Source organism: Shigella sp. SIG6, from assembly GCF_053555815.1.
The window spans coordinates 1-20,985 of sequence record NZ_JBQZXC010000007.1 but is presented as its reverse complement, the minus strand read 5'-3'; the positions used below and the strand labels follow the sequence as shown (position 1 = coordinate 20,985).

Genomic DNA, 20,985 nt, shown 5'->3' with positions numbered 1-20,985 from the left:
ATTACTTCTGATTCAGGCTGCCAGAGAGGATGCAGAATACCCCCATCAGGTCAGCGTGACGGATGGTGACTTCCGCCTTTTCATTCACTTTTGGCTTGGCATGGTAGGCAATCCCCAGCCCTGCTGCTTTGATCATCGGCAGGTCATTAGCTCCATCGCCAATCGCCACGGTCTGCGCCAGCGGGATTTCATACTCCTGCGCGAGGCGAGTCAGAGTTTTCGCTTTGTACTGCGCGTCTACGATGTCGCCGATCACATTGCCGGTAAATTTACCGTCCATGATCTCCAGTTCATTGGCTACCACGGCTGTCAGGCGCAGCTTGTCGCGCAGGTATTCAGCAAAGAAAGTAAAGCCGCCGGAGGCAATCGCCACTTTCCAGCCCAGCGTTTCCAGCTTGAGCACCAGCTGCGTTAAGCCTGGCATCAGCGGCAGATTTTCACGCACCTGTTGCAGAATATTGGCGTCAGCGCCTTTCAGCGTCGCCACGCGGCTGCGCAGGCTGGCGGTAAAATCGAGTTCGCCGCGCATCGCCCGTTCGGTTACCTCCGCCACCATCTCGCCCGTTCCGGCCAGCTTGGCAATTTCATCAATACATTCAATCTGGATGGCGGTGGAATCCATGTCCATCACCAGCAAACCCGGCGTGCGCAGGTGCGGGATTTTCCCCAGCGGGGCGACATCCAGCTGCGCTTCGTGGGCCAGGCGTGTAGCCCGTGCGGTGAGTGAACCTGCCAGACGAATCACCTGATAATCTTCCACGCACCAGGCGGCAACAATCACCATCGCCGCACCCAGTTTGCTCTGGTATTGGGTCAGACGCTGTTTATCCAGCCCACGACCATACAGCAGCCAGCCGCTACGACCTGCGTGGTAATCCAGTGGCATCACTTCATCACCACTTAATGAAAGAGGCAGACCCGGCCATAAAGAGACATCTTCAGGCAGGTCGCACCAGGTAATGTTAGGCATTAAGGCTCCTGTAAAATCGTTCGAAGCAGGGAAAATAACGCATGAGGCTACCTTGTATCCATTGCTTCTGGCAACATTAAGTCTCAAATTTTCAAAGGGTGGAAGATGGCTCGCACAAAACTGAAATTCCGGCTACATCGGGCAGTGATTGTCCTGTTCTGTCTTGCCTTGTTAGTGGCACTGATACAGGGGGCGTCATGGTTTAGTCAAAACCACCAGCGACAGCGTAATCCACAGCTGGAAGAACTGGCCCGCACCCTGGCGCGTCAGGTGACGCTGAACGTTGCACCGCTGATGCGTACCGACTCACCGGATGAAAAACGCATTCAGGCGATCCTCGATCAGTTAACGGATGAAAGCCGTATCCTCGACGCGGGTGTGTATGACGAACAAGGCGATCTTATCGCACGTTCTGGCGAAAGCGTCGAAGTGCGCGATCGGCTGGCGCTCGACGGTAAAAAAGCAGGCGGCTATTTTAACCAGCAGATTGTCGAGCCAATTGCGGGTAAAAACGGACCGCTCGGCTATCTGCGCCTGACACTCGACACCCATACGCTCGCCACCGAAGCCCAACAGGTGGATAACACCACTAACATTTTACGCCTGATGTTGCTGCTCTCACTGGCAATCGGCGTAGTGCTGACCCGCACGCTGCTACAGGGTAAACGCACCCGCTGGCAGCAATCGCCCTTCCTGTTAACCGCCAGCAAACCGGTGCCGGAAGAGGAAGAAAGCGAGAAAAAAGAGTGACCCATTACTACAAGAAAGGAAATCGTTATGTCCACATTACGCCTGCTCATCTCTGACTCTTACGACCCGTGGTTTAACCTGGCGGTGGAAGAGTGTATTTTTCGCCAAATGCCCGCCACGCAGCGCGTTCTGTTTCTCTGGCGCAATGCCGACACGGTAGTAATTGGTCGCGCGCAGAACCCGTGGAAAGAGTGTAATACCCGGCGGATGGAAGAAGATAACGTCCGCCTGGCGCGGCGCAGTAGCGGTGGCGGCGCGGTGTTCCACGATCTCGGCAATACCTGCTTTACCTTTATGGCTGGCAAGCCGGAGTACGATAAAACTATCTCCGCGTCGATTGTGCTCAATGCGCTGAACGCGCTCGGCGTCAGCGCCGAAGCGTCCGGACGTAACGATCTGGTGGTGAAAACCGTCGAAGGCGACCGCAAAGTCTCAGGCTCGGCCTATCGCGAAACCAAAGATCGCGGCTTCCACCACGGCACCTTGCTACTCAATGCCGACCTCAGCCGCCTGGCAAACTATCTCAATCCGGATAAAAAGAAACTGGCGGCGAAAGGCATTACTTCAGTGCGTTCCCGCGTGACCAACCTCACCGAGCTGCTGCCGGGGCTCACCCATGAGCAGGTTTGCGAGGCCATAACCGAGGCCTTTTTCGCCCATTATGGCGAGCACGTGGAAGCGGAAATCATCTCCCCGGACAAAACGCCAGACTTGCCAAACTTCGCCGAAACCTTTGCCCGTCAGAGTAGCTGAGAGTGGAACTTCGGTCAGGCTCCGGCATTCTCGCATCTGCTGGATGAACGCTTTAGCTGGGGCGGCGTGGAACTGCATTTCGACGTTGAAAAAGGCCATATCACCCGCGCCCAGGTATTTACCGACAGCCTCAACCCCGCGCCGCTGGAAGCCCTCGCCGGGCGACTGCAAGGCTGCCTGTACCGCGCGGATATGCTGCAACAAGAGTGCGAAGCGCTGTTGGTTGACTTCCCGGACCAGGAAAAAGAGCTACGGGAGTTGTCGACGTGGATAGCGGGGGCGGTAAGGTAACTCGCTGATTAAAATATCCAAGGAAGGAAATATGATCGATCTGGAAAACCAGGAACGGGAGATTATCAATTTAATGTTCAGCCAGCGTATTTCCTGGCTAGCCGCCGTGCGTATCAGGCATAAATTATCGCTTGCTGAAGTAAGTAAAATGTTAGGTATCTCGATTAATTCTCTAAAACAGATCGAAAAGACGGAACGGCTTAGCTCAAACATCAAAAGCAAAATGGCAGAAATTTATGGTTGTCCACCAGAGTTGCTGATATGCCCTTCCTGGATGACGGCTGAACATAAATGAATAGATTCGTGAATAGATACTTGAATGTATTTTATTTTCTATCCATATGAAAAATAATAGTAAATCTATAAATCAGTTGCTATTGATGAATAGATACTAAAAAGCCGGAGCAGTCCCCCACTCCGGCTTAACACGACAATCGCCTTTCAGCGAAACACAATTACTCTTTATCGCCCAGCAGAACGGATTCCAGTGCGATTTTGATCATGTCGTTGAAGGTGGTCTGACGCTCAGCGGCAGTGGTCTGCTCGTGAGTGCGGATGTGGTCAGACACGGTGCAGATGGTCAGGGCTTTCGCGCCAAACTCTGCAGCCACGCCGTAGATACCAGCCGCTTCCATTTCCACGCCGAGGATGCCGTATTTTTCCATCACGTCGAACATTTCGCCGTCCGGAGAGTAGAACAGGTCAGCGGAGAACAGGTTACCCACGCGAGCATCAACGCCCAGTGCTTTAGCTGCATCTACTGCGTTACGCACCATGTCAAAGTCAGCGATAGCGGCAAAGTCATGGTCTTTAAAACGGATGCGGTTAACTTTGGAATCGGTGCAGGCCCCCATACCGATAACGACGTCGCGTAGTTTTACGTGCGGCAGAACTGCGCCACAGGAACCAACGCGGATAATTTTCTTCACGCCGAAATCGGTGATCAGTTCTTTGGTGTAGATGGAGCAGGACGGGATACCCATACCGTGACCCATTACGGAAATTTTGCGGCCTTTGTAAGTACCAGTGAAGCCCAGCATACCGCGAACGTTGTTCACTTCACGGGCATCTTCAAGGAAAGTTTCAGCAATATACTTCGCACGCAGCGGGTCGCCTGGCATCAAAACTACGTCAGCGAAATCGCCCATTTCTGCATTAATGTGTGGGGTAGCCATTGTTTTATCCTTTTTGTGACATAACAAAGGCGGAGTCAACGCTCCGCCCAAATCCATCAGAACATGGCTTTGCCATATTCCATATCAGAAGTACCAAAATATTTTGCCAGAGTCTGGCCGATATCCGCGAAGGTTTCACGGTGACCCAGTGAGCCCGGTTTTACTTTCGGGCCATATACCAGTACCGGAATGTGTTCACGCGTGTGGTCAGTACCGGTCCAGGTCGGATCGCAACCGTGGTCAGCGGTGAGGATCAGGATGTCGTCATCGCGCAGCAGAGACATCAGCTCCGGCAGACGGCGGTCGAACAGTTCCAGACCCGCAGCATAACCGGCGACGTCGCGACGGTGGCCCCAGGAAGAGTCGAAGTCAACGAAGTTGGTGAAGACGATGGTGTTATCACCCGCTTCTTTCATCTCTTTGATGGTGGCGTCAAACAGCGCGTCCAAGCCAGTCGCTTTCACTTTTTTGGTGATACCGCAGTTGGCGTAGATGTCTGCAATTTTACCGACAGAAACCACCTGGCCGTGTTTTTCATCAACCAGTTTCTGCAGCACGGTCGGTGCTGGCGGCTCAACAGCCAGGTCGTGACGGTTACCGGTACGCTGGAAGTTACCAGCTTTGTCACCGATAAACGGACGAGCGATAACACGACCGATATTGTAGCCGCCGTTGGTCAGCTCTTCACGGGCGATTTCGCACAGTTCGTAGAGTTTATCCAGACCGAAAGTTTCTTCATGGCAGGCAATCTGGAACACGGAGTCAGCGGAGGTATAGAAAATCGGCTTGCCGGTTTTCATGTGCTCTTCGCCCAGTTGATCCAGAATGACCGTACCGGAAGAGTGGCAGTTACCGAGGTAACCCGGCAGATTAGCGCGTTCGACCAGTTTATCCAGCAGCTCTTGCGGGAAGCTGTTTTCGTGATCGGAGAAATATCCCCACTCAAACAGAACCGGGACACCGGCGATTTCCCAGTGACCAGACGGGGTATCTTTACCAGATGACATTTCGTGCGCCCATGCGTACGCGCCGATAACTTCAGCGTTGCCGTCCATTCCCGCCGGAATGAAACCGGTAGAACCTTCGTGTGCTTTCGCCAGCCCCAGACGGGTCAGATTTGGCAGATTGAGCGGCCCTTTACGACCATTATCAGCTTCGCCTTTGGCACAAGCTTCTGCGATATGACCCAGGGTGTCAGCCCCGACGTCACCAAAGCGTTCTGCATCTTCTGTAGCGCCGATGCCGAATGAGTCCAGCACCATAATAAATGCACGTTTCATATGTTCTCCGTACTCAGTGCTTCAAATTTAAATGATCAGATCAGTATACCGTTATTCGCTGATACGGCGATAGACAGTTGGTGTGCTTTCCGGTGCGTTATCGGCAAGTTTAATTGCCGCTTTCACCGCTTTCGCCGCTTCCTGCCAGCTGTTTTCGTCTTTCGCGAGGATAACCGCCAGCGGACGCTGACCGTCTACCTGGTCGCCCAGACGCGCCATATCAGTAAAGCCGACGCTGTAATCGATGGTGTCAGATGCCTGACGACGACCGCCGCCCATTGCAACCACTGCCATCCCCAGCGCGCGGGTATCCATTTCACTGACAAAACCTTCGGTATCAGCATAGACTGCTTTCGTCAGCATCGCTGTCGGCAGATACTTCGCGTAGTTCTCAACGAAGTCGGTCGGGCCTTTTTGTGCCGCTACCATACGACCAAAGACTTCTGCCGCTTTACCGTTGTCCAGCACCGCCTGCAATTTCGCGCGCGCTTCGGCGTCATCTTTCGCCAGTTTGCCGGAGATCAGCATCTCCACGCACAGCGCCATCGTGACATCAAACAGACGCGGGTTACGATACTCACCCGTCAGGAACTGCACCGCTTCACGAACTTCAACCGCGTTACCTGCACTGGAGGCCAGTACCTGATTCATGTCGGTGAGCAGCGCGGTGGTGCGCACGCCAGCGCCGTTAGCCACGCCAACAATCGCTTCGGCAAGGGCTTCAGAGAGTTCGTAGGTCGGCATAAACGCGCCGCTACCCACTTTCACGTCCATCACCAGCGCGTCCAGACCTTCCGCCAGTTTCTTCGCCAGGATCGAGGCAGTGATCAGCGGGATGGAGTCCACGGTTGCGGTAATATCACGGGTCGCGTAGAAACGTTTATCAGCCGGAGCCAGTGAACTGGTCTGACCGATAATCGCCACGCCGACGTCTTTAATAATTTCGCGGAAACGGTTGTCATCCGGGAAAATGTCGAAGCCAGGGATGGATTCCAGTTTGTCGAGCGTACCGCCAGTATGACCGAGGCCGCGACCGGAGATCATCGGAATATAGCCGCCGCAGGCTGCGACCATCGGCCCCAACATCAGCGAAGTGACATCGCCGACGCCGCCGGTCGAGTGTTTATCAACAATCGGGCCATTCAGATGCAGGCTTTTCCAGTCGAGAACGGTTCCTGAATCTCGCATCGCCATGGTCAGCGAGACACGCTCAGGCATTGTCATATCGTGGAAGAAAATGGTCATCGCGAGGGCGGCAATCTGCCCTTCGGAAATAGTGTTGTCGCGAATACCGTTGATAAAGAAACGAATTTCTTCATCGCTCAGCGCATGACCATCACGTTTTTTACGAATAATTTCTTGTGCGAGAAACAAGGTAACCTCCCGAGGAAAAGAGTATGAGGCGGCTTTTGCCGGATGCGTCTACGCCTTATCCGGCCTACGGGTAGATACGTCTCGTAGGCCTGATAAGCGCAGCGCATCAGGCGTAAAGCATCTTACTTAGTAGCTGCTGGCGCTCTTACCGTCGCCGTGGCCCAGCGCTTTCAGCAGGCTTGCCAGCAGGCTGGAAGCACCAAAGCGGTAGTGACGCGCATCAGCCCAGTCAGCACCGAACAGTTCATCTGCGATGGCGAGATATTTCTGCGCATCTTCCGCAGTACGCACGCCGCCCGCCGGTTTGAAACCAACGGTTTTTTCTACGCCCATATCACGGATCACTTCCATCATGATGCGAGCGCTTTCCGGCGTCGCGTTCACAGCCACTTTACCGGTAGAGGTTTTGATGAAGTCCGCACCCGCTTTGATGGAGATTTCAGACGCTTTACGGATCAGCGCTTCGTCTTTCAGTTCGCCGGTTTCGATGATCACTTTCAGCAGTACATTCGCTGCCGCGCAAGCCTCTTTACAGGCTTTCACCAGGTCAAAACCAACCTGCTCGTTACCCGCCATCAGCGCGCGGTACGGGAACACCACGTCAACTTCATCAGCACCGTAGGCGATTGCCGCACGGGTTTCTGCCAGCGCGATTTCGATGTCGTCGTTACCGTGTGGGAAGTTGGTTACCGTAGCGATACGGATTTCCGGGGTGCCCTGCTCTTTCAGAGTTTTGCGAGCAATCGGGATAAAACGAGGATAGATACAGATAGCGGCGGTATTGCCGACCGGGGTTTTGGCCTGATGACACAGAGCAATTACTTTCTCGTCGGTGTCGTCGTCATTCAGGGTGGTCAGGTCCATCAATTTCAGTGCACGCAGGCTGCTTGCTTTCAGATCAGTCATTTCATTCTCCTGGCTTGTCGCCAATAAAATTCACCTTGCGAGTTTGTTAGTATTCTAACATCTACTCCGCAACACACTTCGATACACATCACAATTAAGGAAATCTACTTACAAGTTTGCATCACTGTAATGCGATCTGGTTCAAATAATTCACTTTCAAATGAATGCGTCAGTGGTGGCAAACGCATCAGGATCAAAGTGAACATCACGAAACTTCTTACAATGGCGCATCACCTTCGGCATAAAAGGAAAAGAAGATGCCCACTTCTCATGAAAATGCACTGCAACAACGTTGCCAGCAAATTGTCACCAGCCCAGTGCTTAGCCCGGAGCAGAAGCGCCATTTTCTGGCACTGGAAGCAGAAAACAATCTGCCTTACCCACAGCTTCCTGCCGAAGCCCGCCGCGCGCTGGATGAAGGTGTAATCTGCGATATGTTTGAAGGTCATGCGCCGTACAAACCGCGCTATGTCTTACCCGATTACGCTCGTTTTCTGGCGAACGGTTCCGAATGGCTGGAGCTGGAAGGCGCGAAAGATCTTGATGACGCACTCTCTCTGCTGACCATTCTTTACCACCACGTACCGTCGGTCACATCGATGCCGGTCTACCTGGGGCAACTGGATGCGTTGTTGCAACCACATGTTAGAATTCTAACACAAAACGAGATCGATGTTCGAATAAAACGTTTCTGGCGTTACCTCGACAGAACCCTGCCAGATGCCTTTATGCACGCCAATATCGGCCCGTCTGATTCGCCCATTACCCGCGCGATCTTACGTGCAGACGCGCAGGTTTCACCGAACCTGACCTTTATCTACGATCCTGAAATCACCCCTGATGACCTGCTGCTGGAAGTGGCGAAGAACATCTGTGAATGTAGCAAACCGCACATCGCCAACGGTCCGGTGCATGATAAAATTTTCACAAAAGGGGGCTACGGGATTGTGAGCTGTTACAACTCACTGCCGCTGGCGGGTGGTGGCAGCACGCTGGTACGCCTTAACCTGAAAGCCATTGCCGAGCGCAGCGAATCGCTGGATGACTTCTTTACGCGCACTCTACCGCACTACTGCCAGCAGCAGATCGCCATCATCGATGCGCGGTGTGAATTCCTCTATCAACAATCACACTTCTTTGAGAATAGCTTCCTGGTGAAAGAAGGGCTGATTAACCCTGAACGTTTTGTGCCAATGTTTGGCATGTATGGGCTGGCGGAAGCGGTTAACTTGCTGTGTGAGAAAGAAGGGATTGCCGCGCGCTACGGTAAAGAAGCCGCCGCAAATGAAGTGGGTTATCGCATCAGCACGCAACTGGCGGAGTTTGTCGCCAATACCCCCGTGAAATATGGCTGGCAAAAACGCGCCATGTTACACGCACAGTCGGGGATCAGTTCCGATATCGGCACCACGCCGGGCGCGCGTTTGCCGTATGGCGATGAGCCAGATCCGATCACCCATCTGCAAACTGTCGCCCCGCATCATGCTTATTATTATTCCGGCATCAGCGACATTCTGACGCTCGACGAAACCATCAAACGTAACCCGCAGGCACTGGTACAGCTTTGCCTCGGTGCCTTTAAAGCCGGAATGCGTGAATTTACCACCAATGTCAGCGGTAACGATCTGGTTCGCGTTACCGGTTATATGGTGCGTTTGTCGGATTTAGAAAAATATCGCGCCGAAGGTTCACGCACCAACACCACCTGGCTGGGCGAAGAAGCCGCACGCAACACTCGTATTCTGGAACGCCAGCCGCGCGTGATAAGCCATGAACAGCAGATGCGCTTTAGTCAGTAAGATTATCCCCTTCTCCTGCGTTGACGGGCCAGGCAGTCGTCTGGCTCTGTTTTTGCAGGGCTGCAATCTGCGCTGCAAAAACTGTCACAATCCGTGGACGATGGGACGTTGCAATGACTGTGGGGAGTGCGTGCCACAGTGTCCGCATCAGGCGTTGCAGATTGTTGACGGCAAAGTGGTGTGGAACGCTGTGGTCTGCGAGCAATGTGATACCTGCCTGAAGATGTGTCCGCAACATGCCACACCAATGGCGCAATCCATGAGCGTGGACGAAGTGCTTAGCCATGTGCGCAAAGCGGTGCTGTTTATTGAAGGGATAACGGTAAGCGGCGGCGAAGCCACGACCCAACTGCCGTTTGTAGTGGCGCTGTTTACTGCTATCAAAAACGATCCGCAACTGCGCCATCTCACCTGTCTGGTGGACAGTAACGGTATGTTGAGCGAAAGCGGCTGGGAAAAATTACTCCCGGTGTGTGACGGTGCAATGCTCGATCTCAAAGCATGGGGTAGCGAATGTCATCAACAATTAACCGGACGCGATAATCAACAGATTAAGCGCAGCATCTATTTGCTGGCAGAGCGCGGCAAGCTGGCGGAACTGCGTTTGCTGATGATCCCAGGCCAGGTGGATTATTTGCAACACATCGAAGAACTGGCGGCGTTTATCAAGGGACTTGGCGATGTTCCGGTTCGCCTGAACGCGTTTCATGCCCACGGCGTGTATGGCGAGGCGCAAAGCTGGGCGAGCGCCACGCCGGAAGACGTTGAGCCGTTGGCTGATGCATTAAAGGTGCGCGGGGTGAGCCGGTTGATATTTCCGGCGCTCTATTTGTGACATGCCGGATACGGCCTACGGTTCGGCACAGACTTGTAGGCCTGATAAGACGCGTCAAGCGTCGCATCAGGCATTGTGCGCCAACTGCCGGATGCGGCGTGAACGCCTTATCCGGCCTACGGTTCGGCACAAACCTGTAGGCATGATAAGACGCGTTAAGCGTCGCATCAGGCATTATGCGCCGACTGCCAGATGCTGCCTACGAAGGGCAAACTACCCACGAACGTTAAACACCGCATACGTGTTATTAAGCAACACTTCGGCAATCTCATCCGCGGGTTCCGGGCGTAACTCGCAAAGCACGGCAAACACACGGGCAGCCTGTTCCGGGCGGTTAGGCTGCCCCTGAAAACCGTTGAGCGGCATATCCGGCGCATCGGTTTCCAGCAACAACGATGCCAGCGGTAATTTTGCGATGACATCGCGGGTTTTACTGGCGCGTGGATAGGTGATAGTACCGCCTACGCCGATTTTGTAGCCCAGCTGTACAAACCGTTCAGCCTGTTGCTGGCTGCCAGAAAATCCGTGGACAACACCAGCACGTGGCAAATCGTGGCGTTTAAGATGCATCGCCAGTTTGTCGTGCGTGCGCCGTGAATGCAGGATCACCGGCAGATCGTAGCGTTTCGCCAGTTTCAGTTGTTCGTCGAGTAACCACTGCTGCCTCTCAAATTGCGGATCGTCGCCGAAGAGATCCAGACCGATCTCCCCCACCGCCACCACCTTCGCCGGACGCCTTTCCAGCGCCTGCTGTAGCTGCTCAAGAGACACATCGCTATGTTTTTCCAACATACCAGGATGCAAGCCCAATGCGGCATACAGCGGTTGATAATTTTCCGCTAACGCCTGCACGCGGGCAAAATTTTCCGCCTCTGTCGCCGGAACAATGATCTTGCCTACGCCCGCTTGTGCCGCGCGTTGCAGGCTGGCCTCTTCATCGCCAATAAAAGGCGGGAAATCAAAATGGCAGTGAGTGTCGATAAAACGGCAAATCAAGCCAGATCCTCATTGTTAAATGTCGGGTCGTTCGCCTGCGGAGCGTCGCTCACTTCGGCAACCAGCGTATCGTTGGCGACTGGCGCAGGCGGAATGACAATCGATTCCGGCGTCACCACTGGCACCAGATGGCGGGTAAGCGGCGCTTTTTCAGTTAATAGCTTGCCAACCGTGGCGAGGAAATAACGACCGCATAAACGCCCAAGTTTATAGTCTTCACGCAGCGCCGGAATCCGACTGCCAAGCGCGATACTATGTAATGGCTTCGGCGGATAAATTTCGGATATCCGCAGCTTGCCCGGTGGTTTCTCAATAAATTGCTGAATGTCACGATAGCTGGTTTCATGATGCTGCACCAGATTGACCAGCGGCTGCAGGCTACTGTCACCCAGCCAGCGTTCCATGCGTTTGAACCACTGCGGCGTGTAGTACATTTGTGACGGCACAGTGCGGATGACGACCAACGTTTTAGCGCCCTGCCTTGCCGCCTCTTTAACCGGAATCGCATCACTGATCCCGCCATCCAGGTAGTTAATGCCTTCCAGCGACACTCCGCTACGATAAAAGCCAGGTATCGCACTGGAGGCGCGAATCACATCCAGCCAGTTTTGTTTGGTTGGTAAAAAGTAATTCGGCGCGTAGTCATCCTGACGACAGGCGCACATATAAAACGATTTGCCGCTGTCAAACAACCGCGCGGCGGTATCCATTTGCAACGGCATCTGGCTTGCGGTGGCCTCCACCAGCCAGTCGAGATCGATAAGATTTCCTCCACGGACAAAGCGCAATGGATCGAAAAATTCGCGTTTTGTGGTATAGCGCATGATGACTTTGCGCGCGTAACCGGGCTGATTGCAGATAAACGCCGAGAGGTTCTGCGCCCCGGCAGATGTGCCGAGATAAAGATCGAAAGGATTAAACTGCGCGCGCATAAACTCATCCAGCACGCCAGCCGTGAAAATTCCACGCTGTCCGCCGCCTTCGCACACCAGAGCTATTCGTCCAGGCTGGAACGGCCTTAGCGACAACGGCGCAATATTACCAAGCGTTACAGGTATTCGCTGCCCCACTTCTGCCTTCCTGTTTTTGTTGTGAAAGAAAGACAAAGTAACGCAATTTATTATTCGCTAAAACCGCAAAAGCCAGTCCGCTGGACTGGCTTTGGATAAAATTTTCTTAATGGTCTGAAATCTAGGGTCGTTTTCGGCCCATGAACAAACTCACCAGGAACAGAATAATCCCGACGACAAAGACAATTTTAGCTGCGCCTGCAGCGGTACCGGCCAGACCACCAAACCCAAGTGCGGCGGCGATTAACGCGATAACCAGAAATATGATGCCCCAACGAAACATAAGCGTCTCCTTTACCATAGTTAATGTCACCGCTTGATATGAGCGTGAAAATCACTCAATGCGATATTTTTAGTGTGGTACACATCGCGCCTCCCGACAAAGTTCGGGAGGACGAATTACGACGAATTACTTAGTTTTCAGATCATTTTTAACGCTTTTCACACCATCTACCGCTTTGGCGATACTTTCAGCACGGTCACTTTGTGCCTGAGAATCTACGGTACCGGAGAGCTGAACCACGCCATCGGTGGTTTCAACTTTCACTTTACGTGAAGGGACGATATCGTCCGCCAGCAGTTTGGCTTTGATTTCACTGGTGGTGGCGGTGTCACCCGCGTAGCCCTTCACCGAGCCTTCTTTAGCGTCGCGAACGTGCAGTTTGTCGCTGACAGAGGTCACGCCTTCAACGCCTTTCGCCACTTTCACTGCCTCTTCGGCCTGGGCCTGACTTTCAACGAAACCGCTCAGGGTCACGACTTTTTGATCGGTTTTGACAGAGATATCGGTGCCCTTGATGTTGTCATGATCCACCAGCGCCGCCTTCACTTTCGCGGTGATGGCGCTGTCATCCATGAAATTACCGACTTTATTCATAGAGCTATCGACTTTTTGCCCTGCGCTTTCATTGGTAGTCTGCGCGTTGTTTTCCGCGTAGGCAGAGCCGGTCGCGACGGCAGAGGTCAACATTACAGCCAGCAGAGTTTTCGAAATCTTCAGTCTTGTCATAGTCATCGATTTATTCCTGTATGTTTGCTCGTAATTTGAGCCTAGCAACACGAGGTTGCATTGCTGAATAGGGAGAGACTTCACCCTCTACAAAAGTCAATGGTTGCCATCACAAAAGCGATGGGTGATGAATAACGACCATTACAGCCTCTGAATCAGTTATTAATATCGGTAGAATGACAATCGACGGCTTTAGATACTGATATCTACGCATTGAACGGTATTTAACGCCATCAGAAATGTCATCACTTTGTTAAATATAGATCACAATTTTGAAACCGCTCGGGATATCAGCGAAAACATAAGCAAAAGTGAATGTTTTAAGAACATTCCGTAAGCGGCTAATAAGGAAGGGAAATTGACAGGGCGCAGCGGCTACCGCGCCCTGGAGGCAAGAATTAATGCTCGCGGGTCTGGTGGAACTGAACGTCCGGATAACGTTCCTGTGCCAGGCGCAGGTTGACCATGCTGGTAGCGATGTAAGCGAGGTTATCGCCGCCATCAAGCGCCAGTTGGCTTTCGTTCTTACGCTTGAACTCTTCGAATTTCTTCGCGTCTGCACATTCTACCCAGCGGGCAGTGGCAACGTTGACTGACTCATACACTGCTTCAACGTTGTATTCGCTCTTCAGGCGCGCTACCACCACATCAAACTGCAGCACACCAACCGCACCAACGATCAGATCGTTGTTGGAGATTGGACGGAACACCTGCACCGCGCCCTCTTCGGAAAGCTGTACCAGCCCTTTGAGCAGCTGTTTTTGCTTCAGCGGATCTTTCAGGCGGATACGACGGAACAGTTCTGGTGCGAAGTTCGGAATACCGGTGAACTTCATCATCTCACCCTGGGTAAAGGTGTCGCCGATCTGAATGGTGCCGTGGTTGTGCAGGCCGAGGATATCGCCCGGATACGCTTCTTCAACGTGCGAACGGTCACCCGCCATAAAGGTCAGCGCGTCGGAGATCACCACATCTTTCGCAGTGCGCACCTGGCGCAGTTTCATGCCTTTTTCATATTTACCGGACACCACACGCATAAACGCCACGCGGTCGCGGTGTTTCGGGTCCATGTTGGCCTGAATTTTAAATACGAAGCCGGTAAATTTATCTTCGCTCGCTTCTACGGTACGGGTATCGGTCTGACGCGGCATCGGCGCAGGCGCCCACTCCACCAGGCCATTCAGCATATGATCAACGCCGAAGTTACCCAGCGCAGTACCGAAGAATACCGGAGTGATTTCGCCCGCAAGGAACAGCTCTTTGTCGAACTCGTTAGACGCGCCTTTAACCAGTTCCAGTTCGTCACGCAGCTGCTGTGCCAGATCTTCACCAACCGCAGCATCGAGATCCGGGTTATTCAGCCCTTTAACAATGCGGACTTCCTGAATGGTGTGCCCTTTACCGCTCTGATAGAGATAGGTTTCATCTTTATAAAGGTGGTAAACGCCTTTAAACAGCTTGCCGCAGCCAATTGGCCAGGTGATCGGTGCGCAGCCAATTTTCAGCTCGTTCTCAACTTCATCGAGCAGTTCCATCGGGTCGCGGATATCACGGTCAAGTTTGTTCATAAAGGTGAGGATCGGCGTGTCGCGCAGACGGGTAACTTCCATCAGCTTACGGGTACGATCTTCAACACCTTTTGCGGCGTCGATAACCATCAGGCAGCAGTCCACCGCCGTCAGGGTACGATAGGTATCTTCCGAGAAGTCTTCGTGCCCCGGGGTGTCGAGCAGGTTAACCAGGCAATCGTGATACGGAAACTGCATCACAGACGTAGTAATGGAGATCCCACGCTGCTTTTCCATCTCCATCCAGTCCGACTTAGCGTGCTGGTTGGAACCACGGCCTTTTACTGTACCGGCGGTCTGAATGGCCTGTCCGAACAGCAGCACCTTCTCGGTGATGGTAGTTTTACCGGCGTCCGGGTGAGAAATAATGGCAAAAGTGCGGCGCTTCGCCACCTCTTGCAAATAAGGAGACAACGTCATAATTCTTTCTTCTTGAGTAAGCGGCATCGCGCCGCGCTTGTTGAAAACGAAAAATTGCGGCTATTTTACCCATCAACGGGGGGGAGGCAATCAGTGTTTACACAGGAGCTGCTCCAGTTCGTGCAACGAAGAAACGGTCCAGGTGGGCGCGATGCCTTCTGGTTGCTCGCGATTGTGCGCATTCAGCCAGCAGGTCGCAAGCCCGGCGTTGATGCCACCGAGAATATCGGACTCGGCAGTGTCGCCAACCATCAGCACGCGTGAACGGTCAGGATTGCCCGCCTGTTCCAGCGCATAATCGAAAATTTTCTTATTCGGTTTGGCAACGCCAACTTCTTCGGAAATCACCAGCAAATCGAAGTAATCACGCAGGCCCGTCCGTTCCAGACGCACTTGCTGCAAGGCGCTAAAACCGTTGGTGATGATGCCGATTTTAGCGTTGCCACGAATGGCGTTAAGCAGAGAAACCGCGCCCGGCAACGGCGTACAGATTTCCGCCATCGCATTAATAAAGGCATCGTTAAGCAAGCCTGCTTCAACTTTCAGCCGTTCGGCCCAGCTCTCGAAACGCCCGTGCTGAAGCTGTAATGAAGTGATCGCGCCGTTTTGATAATCCACCCACAGTGGCTTGTTAACGGCCTGATAGTCCTGAAAATCTTCAGCGGTAAAGGTGACGCTGTAATCAAGAAACATCCGCTGCAGGCCGGTGAATGAGTCAAAGGTAAACAGCGTTTCATCGGCATCAAAGAAAATCCAGTCCCACTTCATTATTCCACCTTGTCTTACATACTGATTGGCAACGCCATGATGATGGCGTCTTCGCGACCGTCCGTGGTGGGGTAGTAATTGCGGCGAATCGTCGCCTCGTTAAAGCCTAAACTTTCGTACAGGGCAATGGCGGCAGCATTTGAGGCACGGACTTCCAGCCATAGTGTCGCCACGCCGCGTTTTTCCAGTTCGTCGATCAGATGTTCCAGCAGCGCCCTACCCAGCCCCTGACGCTGATAGTCGGGATCGACCGCAATATTGAACAATGTAGCTTCATCCAGCACCACTTGCGTAATCGCAAACGCCGCCATTTTGCCGTTTTGCGTTAACTGAAAGTTGAGATAACGCTCGCCCTGGTTGCTGGCAAAGGTTTTTTCACTCCACGGAAAGGCGTGGGCGCGTTGTTCAATGTGGTAAGCCGCTGGTAAATCAGTCGTTTCGAGGGAAGAAATCGTGTTCATATGTGCAAATTTGTTGCCATAACGCGGCGCGTGCCGTTGGGTTTGCCCGTAATTCGGTGAGCGCCGGTGATGCCACCTGAGCGCCTTCCAATGATAGCGGTTCGTCAGTACCCAACCGCCAGCTGTTGCAGCGACTGCCTTGCGGCAGCATCGCGATTTTTTCTGGCGTCAGTTGCAGCACTTGATCGGGGCTGACGGTTAATGCGCGCAGAACATCGCTCACTAAAGGATCAGTCAGGGCGGGAAGATCGTTTGCCACCATCACCAGACGGACGTGTGCCGGGCTCGCAATGGCAATCTCCCCCTGCAACGCGCCAGGGCGACGCAGCGACCACTGGGTAATGCCCAGTTGCTGTAACTGCCAGTCTCGTCGGGATGTCATAGCGAATCGCTCCTGTTGTCAGGGGCGCAAATATAGCAAATTCGTCGATACCGCGCCAACATATGGCTATAATCGCCGCCAGTATCAATTGAGGAGCATTCCATGTCTGCATTTACCCCGGCAAGTGAAGTCTTGCTGCGTCACAGTGATGATTTCGAACAAAGCCGTATTCTGTTTGCCGGAGACTTACAGGATGACCTGCCCGCGCGTTTAGATACCGCGGCCAGCCGTGCTCATACCCAGCAATTCCACCATTGGCAGGTGTTAAGCTGCCAGATGGGGGATAACGCCCGTTTTAGTCTGGTCGCCACGGCGAATGATGTCGCAGATTGCGATACGCTGATTTACTACTGGCCGAAGAACAAACCGGAAGCCCAGTTCCAGTTGATGAATTTACTTTCTCTGCTGCCAGTGGGGACAGATATTTTTGTCGTTGGCGAGAACCGCAGCGGCGTGCGCAGCGCTGAGCAGATGCTGGCAGATTATGCGCCGTTGAATAAAGTCGACAGCGCTCGTCGCTGTGGCCTCTATTTTGGTCGTCTGGAAAAACAGCCAGTATTTGATGCGGATAAATTCTGGGGCGAATACAGCGTCGATGGCCTGACGGTCAAAACGCTGCCTGGCGTGTTTAGCCGCGACGGTCTGGATGTCGGTAGCCAGTTGCTGCTCTCGACGTTAACTCCGCACACGAAAGGTAAAGTGCTGGATGTCGGCTGTGGCGCGGGTGTACTTTCAGTTGCCTTTGCGCGCCATTCGCCGAAAATTCGTCTCACCTTGTGCGATGTCTCTGCCCCGGCGGTAGAAGCCAGCCGCGCAACACTTGCAGCCAACGGTGTTGAAGGTGAAGTCTTTGCCAGCAACGTCTTTTCCGAGGTGAAAGGTCGTTTTGATATGATCATCTCCAACCCGCCGTTCCACGATGGGATGCAAACCAGCCTGGATGCGGCGCAAACGCTGATTCGCGGCGCGGTGCGTCATCTTAATAGCGGCGGCGAGCTGCGAATTGTAGCGAACGCCTTCCTGCCTTACCCGGACGTGCTGGATGAGACATTTGGCTTCCATGAAGTTATCGCGCAAACCGGGCGCTTCAAGGTATATCGCGCCATTATGACCCGCCAGGCGAAGAAAGGTTGAGTATCTGATATCTGTCGCCGCATACCGTGTCGGATGCGGCGTGAACGCCTTATCCGACCTACAAAACCTGCACGTTAGCCCTTCGTAGGCCAGATAAGACGCGCCAGCGTCGCATCTGGCATCTGCCCCCGCATGCCTACCAAACCTGCACGCTAGTTTCCTGATGGACATTTTTCCAGCAATTACACATCAGGCGATAATTAACTATTGACGAAAAGCTGAAAACCACTAGAATGCGCCTCCGTGGTAGCAATTCTTTTTAAGAATTGATGGTATGCGAAGGTGGCGGAATTGGTAGACGCGCTAGCTTCAGGTGTTAGTGTCCTTACGGACGTGGGGGTTCAAGTCCCCCCCCTCGCACCAAAAACCACGTTGATATTGCTCGCACTGGGCGAAGGTGGCGGAATTGGTAGACGCGCTAGCTTCAGGTGTTAGTGTTCTTACGGACGTGGGGGTTCAAGTCCCCCCCCTCGCACCAAACGAGGCGATATCAAAAAAAGTAAGATGACTGTGCGAAGGTGGCGGAATTGGTAGACGCGCTAGCTTCAGGTGTTAGTGTCCTTACGGACGTGGGGGTTCAAGTCCCCCCCCTCGCACCAATTATCTTTACTTCCTTTCTTGTTTCTTCCCTGTTTTGTCATCCCTGATTCAAATTCATTATCATCAGCATGATGCCAGCAATAAGCGCCAGGCACGATGGTAGCAAAATGTAATGCCGCAACTGTTTGTGATACAGCATCACCGGCGTCAATACTAATCCCATCAGAATGACAATCCGCCACTGATCCGGCGATAAATCCGCATACATCAGCCCTGCAATCAGCAATCCCGGCAGCAACACTCCCCAGCCACTGCCCAGCGTACGTTGCAACATGGTTTCATCTCTTTCATTGATAATGAAAACCAATATCATATGATAATTTTTATCATTTGCAAGCCAGAGAAATCCCTTGCTATCGAGTAAACCTATCGCTAGGATTAGCAATCATTATCATTTAGATTACTATCACGATTATGGCCTATCGTTCCGCACCGCTCTATGAAGATGTCATCTGGCGAACGCATCTCCAGCCGCAGGATGCTGGGCTTGCACAAGCCGTACGGGCGATGATCGCCAAACATCGTGAACATTTGCTGGAGTTTATCCGCCTGGATGAACCCGCTCCGCTTAACGCCATGACGCTGGCGCAATGGTCATCACCGAATGCGCTAAGTTCTCTACTGGCGGTCTATTCCGATCATATCTATCGCAACCAACCAACGATGATCCGCGAGAACAAACCGCTGATCTCACTATGGGCACAATGGTATATCGGCCTGATGGTGCCACCATTAATGCTGGCGCTACTGACGCAGGAAAAAGCATTAGATGTGTCGCCGGAACATTTCCATGCTGAGTTTCACGAAACCGGACGCGTCGCCTGTTTCTGGGTCGATGTGTGTGAAGATAAAAACGCAACACCACATTCGCCGCAGCAGCGAATGGAAACGTTAATCAGCCAGGCGCTGGTTCCGGTTGTGCAAGCACTAGAAGCGACCGGAGAGATCAACGGCAAACTTATCTGGAGTAATACCGGTTATTTGATCAACTGGTATCTCACTGAGATGAAGCAACTGCTCGGCGAGGCTACTGTTGAATCGCTGCGCCATGCCCTCTTTTTTGAGAAAACGCTCACGAACGGTGAAGATAATCCACTCTGGCGTACCGTGGTACTGCGCGACGGCCTGCTGGTGCGCCGCACTTGCTGCCAGCGTTATCGCTTACCGGATGTGCAGCAATGTGGCTATTGTACGCTGAAATGAAAGCACTGCCGGGGAAGTAAACCCGGCATCATGCGGATTAATAGGGATGCAACACATTACTTGCTTCGCAATGCCGCATACATAACAGAATATCTGCGGCCTCCAACAACCCTGCATCAGAACTGACACCCAGTTTCGACATCACATTAAATTTATGCGCTCGGATCGTTTTGATATTACGTTTAAGCTGCTCGGCAATTTGTGTCATTGAGTAGCCACGCGACATAAAGCGCAATATTTCTCTCTCCGTCGGGCTTAACGTCCGGCTTTGGTTAATGTACCACTGATTGTTCAGTCGGTCGGTCGCCTGACGTACACCATTTAATGACAAAAAGAGTTCCTGATGAAAAATCTCCAGCGTTGACGCTTTACTTAATACACCGTCCAGCGGTAATGGCGACAATGAACCAATCAGCCGAGCTTCAATATCATCATCCGCAATAACTAAACGCCGGGTACGCGGAAACTTAATCGCCAGCTCAGTCAGGCAAGATAATCCCTCTCTGCGCTCACTTCTCATGGCAGAAAAAGAAAAAATGACCGCCGCAAACAAGATCCGCGACATGGCATCCTGAAATGACTCCTGACTGGTATAGGTATGGAGCTTATAAGGGGTGCCCGCAAACTTTCTGAATAAACTCTCAATACCGATACTACTCATGACGCATTTTTCTATGAGTGCGACATTTCTCTTCTTAATTCGGCTGTGTTCCATTCTGCGGCATCTCCATAAACAGAAGGCAAGTTAAGTTCTCTTGCACCCTGCGCGCTATTTATCCATGCATACATTTCAGCGTTGCTGTGAATTGCCAGTCGACGCATCGCACTGTTTTTTTGGGCGCTGATAGTTTTATTACTTTTCTTAAGCAATGAAGCTATCTGGTTGATGCCCCATCCTTTACCTAATAGCCGCAGTACCTTGCGCTCTGAAAGAGTGAGAATGACGGAGCGATAGCTAAAATCATGAGTTTCAGTCATTGCCGGAGAGGTCAGCATGGCGCTGATACGCTCTGCGTGCGTATTGCCGGAACGTACGGTCTTGACCAGATTCTCAATGGGTTCAACATCAGACAATAACGTCGCCGTAGGGCACATGAGCAGTTCTACAGCCTGGGAATACCAGGAGCGTGACACCATGAAAACCCAGTGAATTTCCCGATATTGTGAGATTAAAGAATAATAATGTTCACAAACCGAACGTGGATCTTCACTTTCACCGGCTAAATCAGCAATGACTAATC

Annotated in this window: 22 protein-coding genes, 3 tRNA genes and 1 pseudogene; 10 read left to right on the top strand and 16 right to left on the bottom strand. The window is 52.6% G+C overall.

Annotated features, from left to right (window positions below):
* Position 1: 1 nt before the first annotated feature.
* On the bottom strand, positions 2-970 hold the full coding sequence (serB, locus tag ACUU1M_RS02480; RefSeq protein ID WP_001132955.1) for a phosphoserine phosphatase: 969 nt from the start codon (positions 968-970) through the stop codon (positions 2-4).
* A 105-nt stretch (positions 971-1,075) separates the two neighbouring features.
* Here serB and ACUU1M_RS02475 point away from each other — a divergent pair, with 105 nt between their 5' ends.
* From ACUU1M_RS02475 to ACUU1M_RS02465, 3 genes and pseudogenes are all read left to right on the top strand, one after another.
* A complete protein-coding gene (locus tag ACUU1M_RS02475; protein ID WP_000124601.1) occupies positions 1,076-1,720 on the top strand; it encodes a YtjB family periplasmic protein in 645 nt (214 codons plus the stop codon).
* A gap of 27 nt (positions 1,721-1,747) precedes the next feature.
* Positions 1,748-2,764 (top strand): annotated as a pseudogene (gene lplA, locus ACUU1M_RS02470) (lipoate--protein ligase LplA).
* Positions 2,765-2,795: 31 nt separating this feature from the next.
* Positions 2,796-3,059 carry a helix-turn-helix domain-containing protein gene (locus ACUU1M_RS02465; protein WP_000566150.1) on the top strand — a complete coding sequence of 88 codons (264 nt, stop codon included), beginning with the start codon at positions 2,796-2,798 and terminating at the stop codon, positions 3,057-3,059.
* 160 nt (positions 3,060-3,219) lie between these two features.
* Here ACUU1M_RS02465 and deoD read toward each other — a convergent pair whose 3' ends face one another.
* The 4 genes from deoD to deoC all read right to left on the bottom strand — a co-directional run bounded on the left by deoD (position 3,220) and on the right by deoC (position 7,499).
* Entirely contained in the window at positions 3,220-3,939 is a 720-nt protein-coding gene (gene deoD, locus ACUU1M_RS02460) for a purine-nucleoside phosphorylase (RefSeq protein ID WP_000224879.1), read from the bottom strand.
* Positions 3,940-3,995: 56 nt separating this feature from the next.
* Entirely contained in the window at positions 3,996-5,219 is a 1,224-nt protein-coding gene (gene deoB, locus ACUU1M_RS02455; protein ID WP_000816471.1) for a phosphopentomutase, read from the bottom strand.
* Positions 5,220-5,270: 51 nt separating this feature from the next.
* A complete protein-coding gene (gene deoA, locus ACUU1M_RS02450) occupies positions 5,271-6,593 on the bottom strand; it encodes a thymidine phosphorylase (protein ID WP_000477815.1) in 1,323 nt (440 codons plus the stop codon).
* 126 nt (positions 6,594-6,719) lie between these two features.
* Positions 6,720-7,499: a deoxyribose-phosphate aldolase gene (deoC, locus tag ACUU1M_RS02445; RefSeq protein WP_001295412.1), complete on the bottom strand. Its 780-nt coding sequence runs from the start codon at positions 7,497-7,499 to the stop codon at positions 6,720-6,722.
* A 257-nt stretch (positions 7,500-7,756) separates the two neighbouring features.
* Here deoC and ACUU1M_RS02440 point away from each other — a divergent pair, with 257 nt between their 5' ends.
* Both ACUU1M_RS02440 and ACUU1M_RS02435 read left to right on the top strand, forming a co-directional pair.
* On the top strand, positions 7,757-9,298 hold the full coding sequence (locus tag ACUU1M_RS02440; protein WP_001143224.1) for a YjjI family glycine radical enzyme: 1,542 nt from the start codon (positions 7,757-7,759) through the stop codon (positions 9,296-9,298).
* The gene (locus tag ACUU1M_RS02435) at positions 9,270-10,133 is read left to right on the top strand and encodes a YjjW family glycine radical enzyme activase (protein ID WP_001088390.1); all 864 of its coding nucleotides are present in this window, start codon (positions 9,270-9,272) and stop codon (positions 10,131-10,133) included. Before ACUU1M_RS02440 ends, ACUU1M_RS02435 begins: the two co-directional genes overlap by 29 nt.
* Positions 10,134-10,346: 213 nt before the next feature.
* Here the strand turns inward: ACUU1M_RS02435 and ACUU1M_RS02430 are convergent, their stop codons facing one another.
* The 8 genes from ACUU1M_RS02430 to holD all read right to left on the bottom strand — a co-directional run bounded on the left by ACUU1M_RS02430 (position 10,347) and on the right by holD (position 16,807).
* The gene (locus tag ACUU1M_RS02430; RefSeq protein ID WP_000563017.1) at positions 10,347-11,129 is read right to left on the bottom strand and encodes a metal-dependent hydrolase; all 783 of its coding nucleotides are present in this window, start codon (positions 11,127-11,129) and stop codon (positions 10,347-10,349) included.
* Positions 11,126-12,199 (bottom strand): patatin-like phospholipase family protein, encoded by a 1,074-nt coding sequence (locus ACUU1M_RS02425; RefSeq protein ID WP_005053752.1) that lies wholly within the window; start codon positions 12,197-12,199, stop codon positions 11,126-11,128. The genes ACUU1M_RS02430 and ACUU1M_RS02425 overlap by 4 nt, the downstream gene beginning before the upstream one ends.
* Positions 12,200-12,320: 121 nt before the next feature.
* Positions 12,321-12,482, bottom strand: coding sequence for a DUF1328 domain-containing protein (locus ACUU1M_RS02420; protein WP_000490275.1), 162 nt, complete (start codon positions 12,480-12,482; stop codon positions 12,321-12,323).
* Between the two features lie 126 nt (positions 12,483-12,608).
* On the bottom strand, positions 12,609-13,214 hold the full coding sequence (osmY, locus tag ACUU1M_RS02415) for a molecular chaperone OsmY (protein ID WP_005072483.1): 606 nt from the start codon (positions 13,212-13,214) through the stop codon (positions 12,609-12,611).
* 392 nt (positions 13,215-13,606) lie between these two features.
* A complete protein-coding gene (gene prfC / locus ACUU1M_RS02410) occupies positions 13,607-15,196 on the bottom strand; it encodes a peptide chain release factor 3 (protein WP_000175952.1) in 1,590 nt (529 codons plus the stop codon).
* A 90-nt stretch (positions 15,197-15,286) separates the two neighbouring features.
* A complete protein-coding gene (yjjG, locus tag ACUU1M_RS02405) occupies positions 15,287-15,964 on the bottom strand; it encodes a pyrimidine 5'-nucleotidase (RefSeq protein ID WP_000870701.1) in 678 nt (225 codons plus the stop codon).
* 14 nt (positions 15,965-15,978) lie between these two features.
* Positions 15,979-16,425, bottom strand: a complete 447-nt coding sequence (gene rimI, locus ACUU1M_RS02400; RefSeq protein WP_001092461.1) for a ribosomal protein S18-alanine N-acetyltransferase — start codon at positions 16,423-16,425, stop codon at positions 15,979-15,981.
* Positions 16,394-16,807 carry a DNA polymerase III subunit psi gene (gene holD / locus ACUU1M_RS02395; RefSeq protein ID WP_000204032.1) on the bottom strand — a complete coding sequence of 138 codons (414 nt, stop codon included), beginning with the start codon at positions 16,805-16,807 and terminating at the stop codon, positions 16,394-16,396. Before holD ends, rimI begins: the two co-directional genes overlap by 32 nt.
* Positions 16,808-16,909: 102 nt before the next feature.
* On the opposite strand from holD, the gene rsmC reads away from it, so the two are divergent.
* The 4 genes from rsmC (at position 16,910) to ACUU1M_RS02375 (ending at position 18,540) form a co-directional block, all read left to right on the top strand.
* A complete protein-coding gene (gene rsmC, locus ACUU1M_RS02390; RefSeq protein ID WP_001272302.1) occupies positions 16,910-17,941 on the top strand; it encodes a 16S rRNA (guanine(1207)-N(2))-methyltransferase RsmC in 1,032 nt (343 codons plus the stop codon).
* Positions 17,942-18,217: 276 nt separating this feature from the next.
* A tRNA-Leu gene (locus ACUU1M_RS02385) sits at positions 18,218-18,304 on the top strand.
* A 28-nt stretch (positions 18,305-18,332) separates the two neighbouring features.
* Positions 18,333-18,419: transfer RNA gene (locus ACUU1M_RS02380), tRNA-Leu, on the top strand.
* Between the two features lie 34 nt (positions 18,420-18,453).
* Positions 18,454-18,540, top strand: a tRNA-Leu gene (locus ACUU1M_RS02375).
* Positions 18,541-18,578: 38 nt separating this feature from the next.
* On the opposite strand, the gene ACUU1M_RS02370 is transcribed toward ACUU1M_RS02375, so the two are convergent.
* Positions 18,579-18,815, bottom strand: a complete 237-nt coding sequence (locus tag ACUU1M_RS02370; RefSeq protein ID WP_001423769.1) for a DUF1435 domain-containing protein — start codon at positions 18,813-18,815, stop codon at positions 18,579-18,581.
* 140 nt (positions 18,816-18,955) lie between these two features.
* On the opposite strand from ACUU1M_RS02370, the gene fhuF reads away from it, so the two are divergent.
* Positions 18,956-19,744 carry a siderophore-iron reductase FhuF gene (gene fhuF / locus ACUU1M_RS02365; RefSeq protein WP_000331583.1) on the top strand — a complete coding sequence of 263 codons (789 nt, stop codon included), beginning with the start codon at positions 18,956-18,958 and terminating at the stop codon, positions 19,742-19,744.
* 37 nt (positions 19,745-19,781) lie between these two features.
* On the opposite strand, the gene bglJ is transcribed toward fhuF, so the two are convergent.
* Together bglJ and ACUU1M_RS02355 are read right to left on the bottom strand one after the other, a co-directional pair.
* Positions 19,782-20,459, bottom strand: coding sequence for a DNA-binding transcriptional activator BglJ (gene bglJ / locus ACUU1M_RS02360; RefSeq protein ID WP_024260828.1), 678 nt, complete (start codon positions 20,457-20,459; stop codon positions 19,782-19,784).
* A partial coding sequence (locus tag ACUU1M_RS02355) for a helix-turn-helix domain-containing protein (RefSeq protein WP_449144254.1) occupies positions 20,417-20,985 on the bottom strand: 569 nt, incomplete at its 5' end. The genes ACUU1M_RS02355 and bglJ, both read right to left, overlap by 43 nt.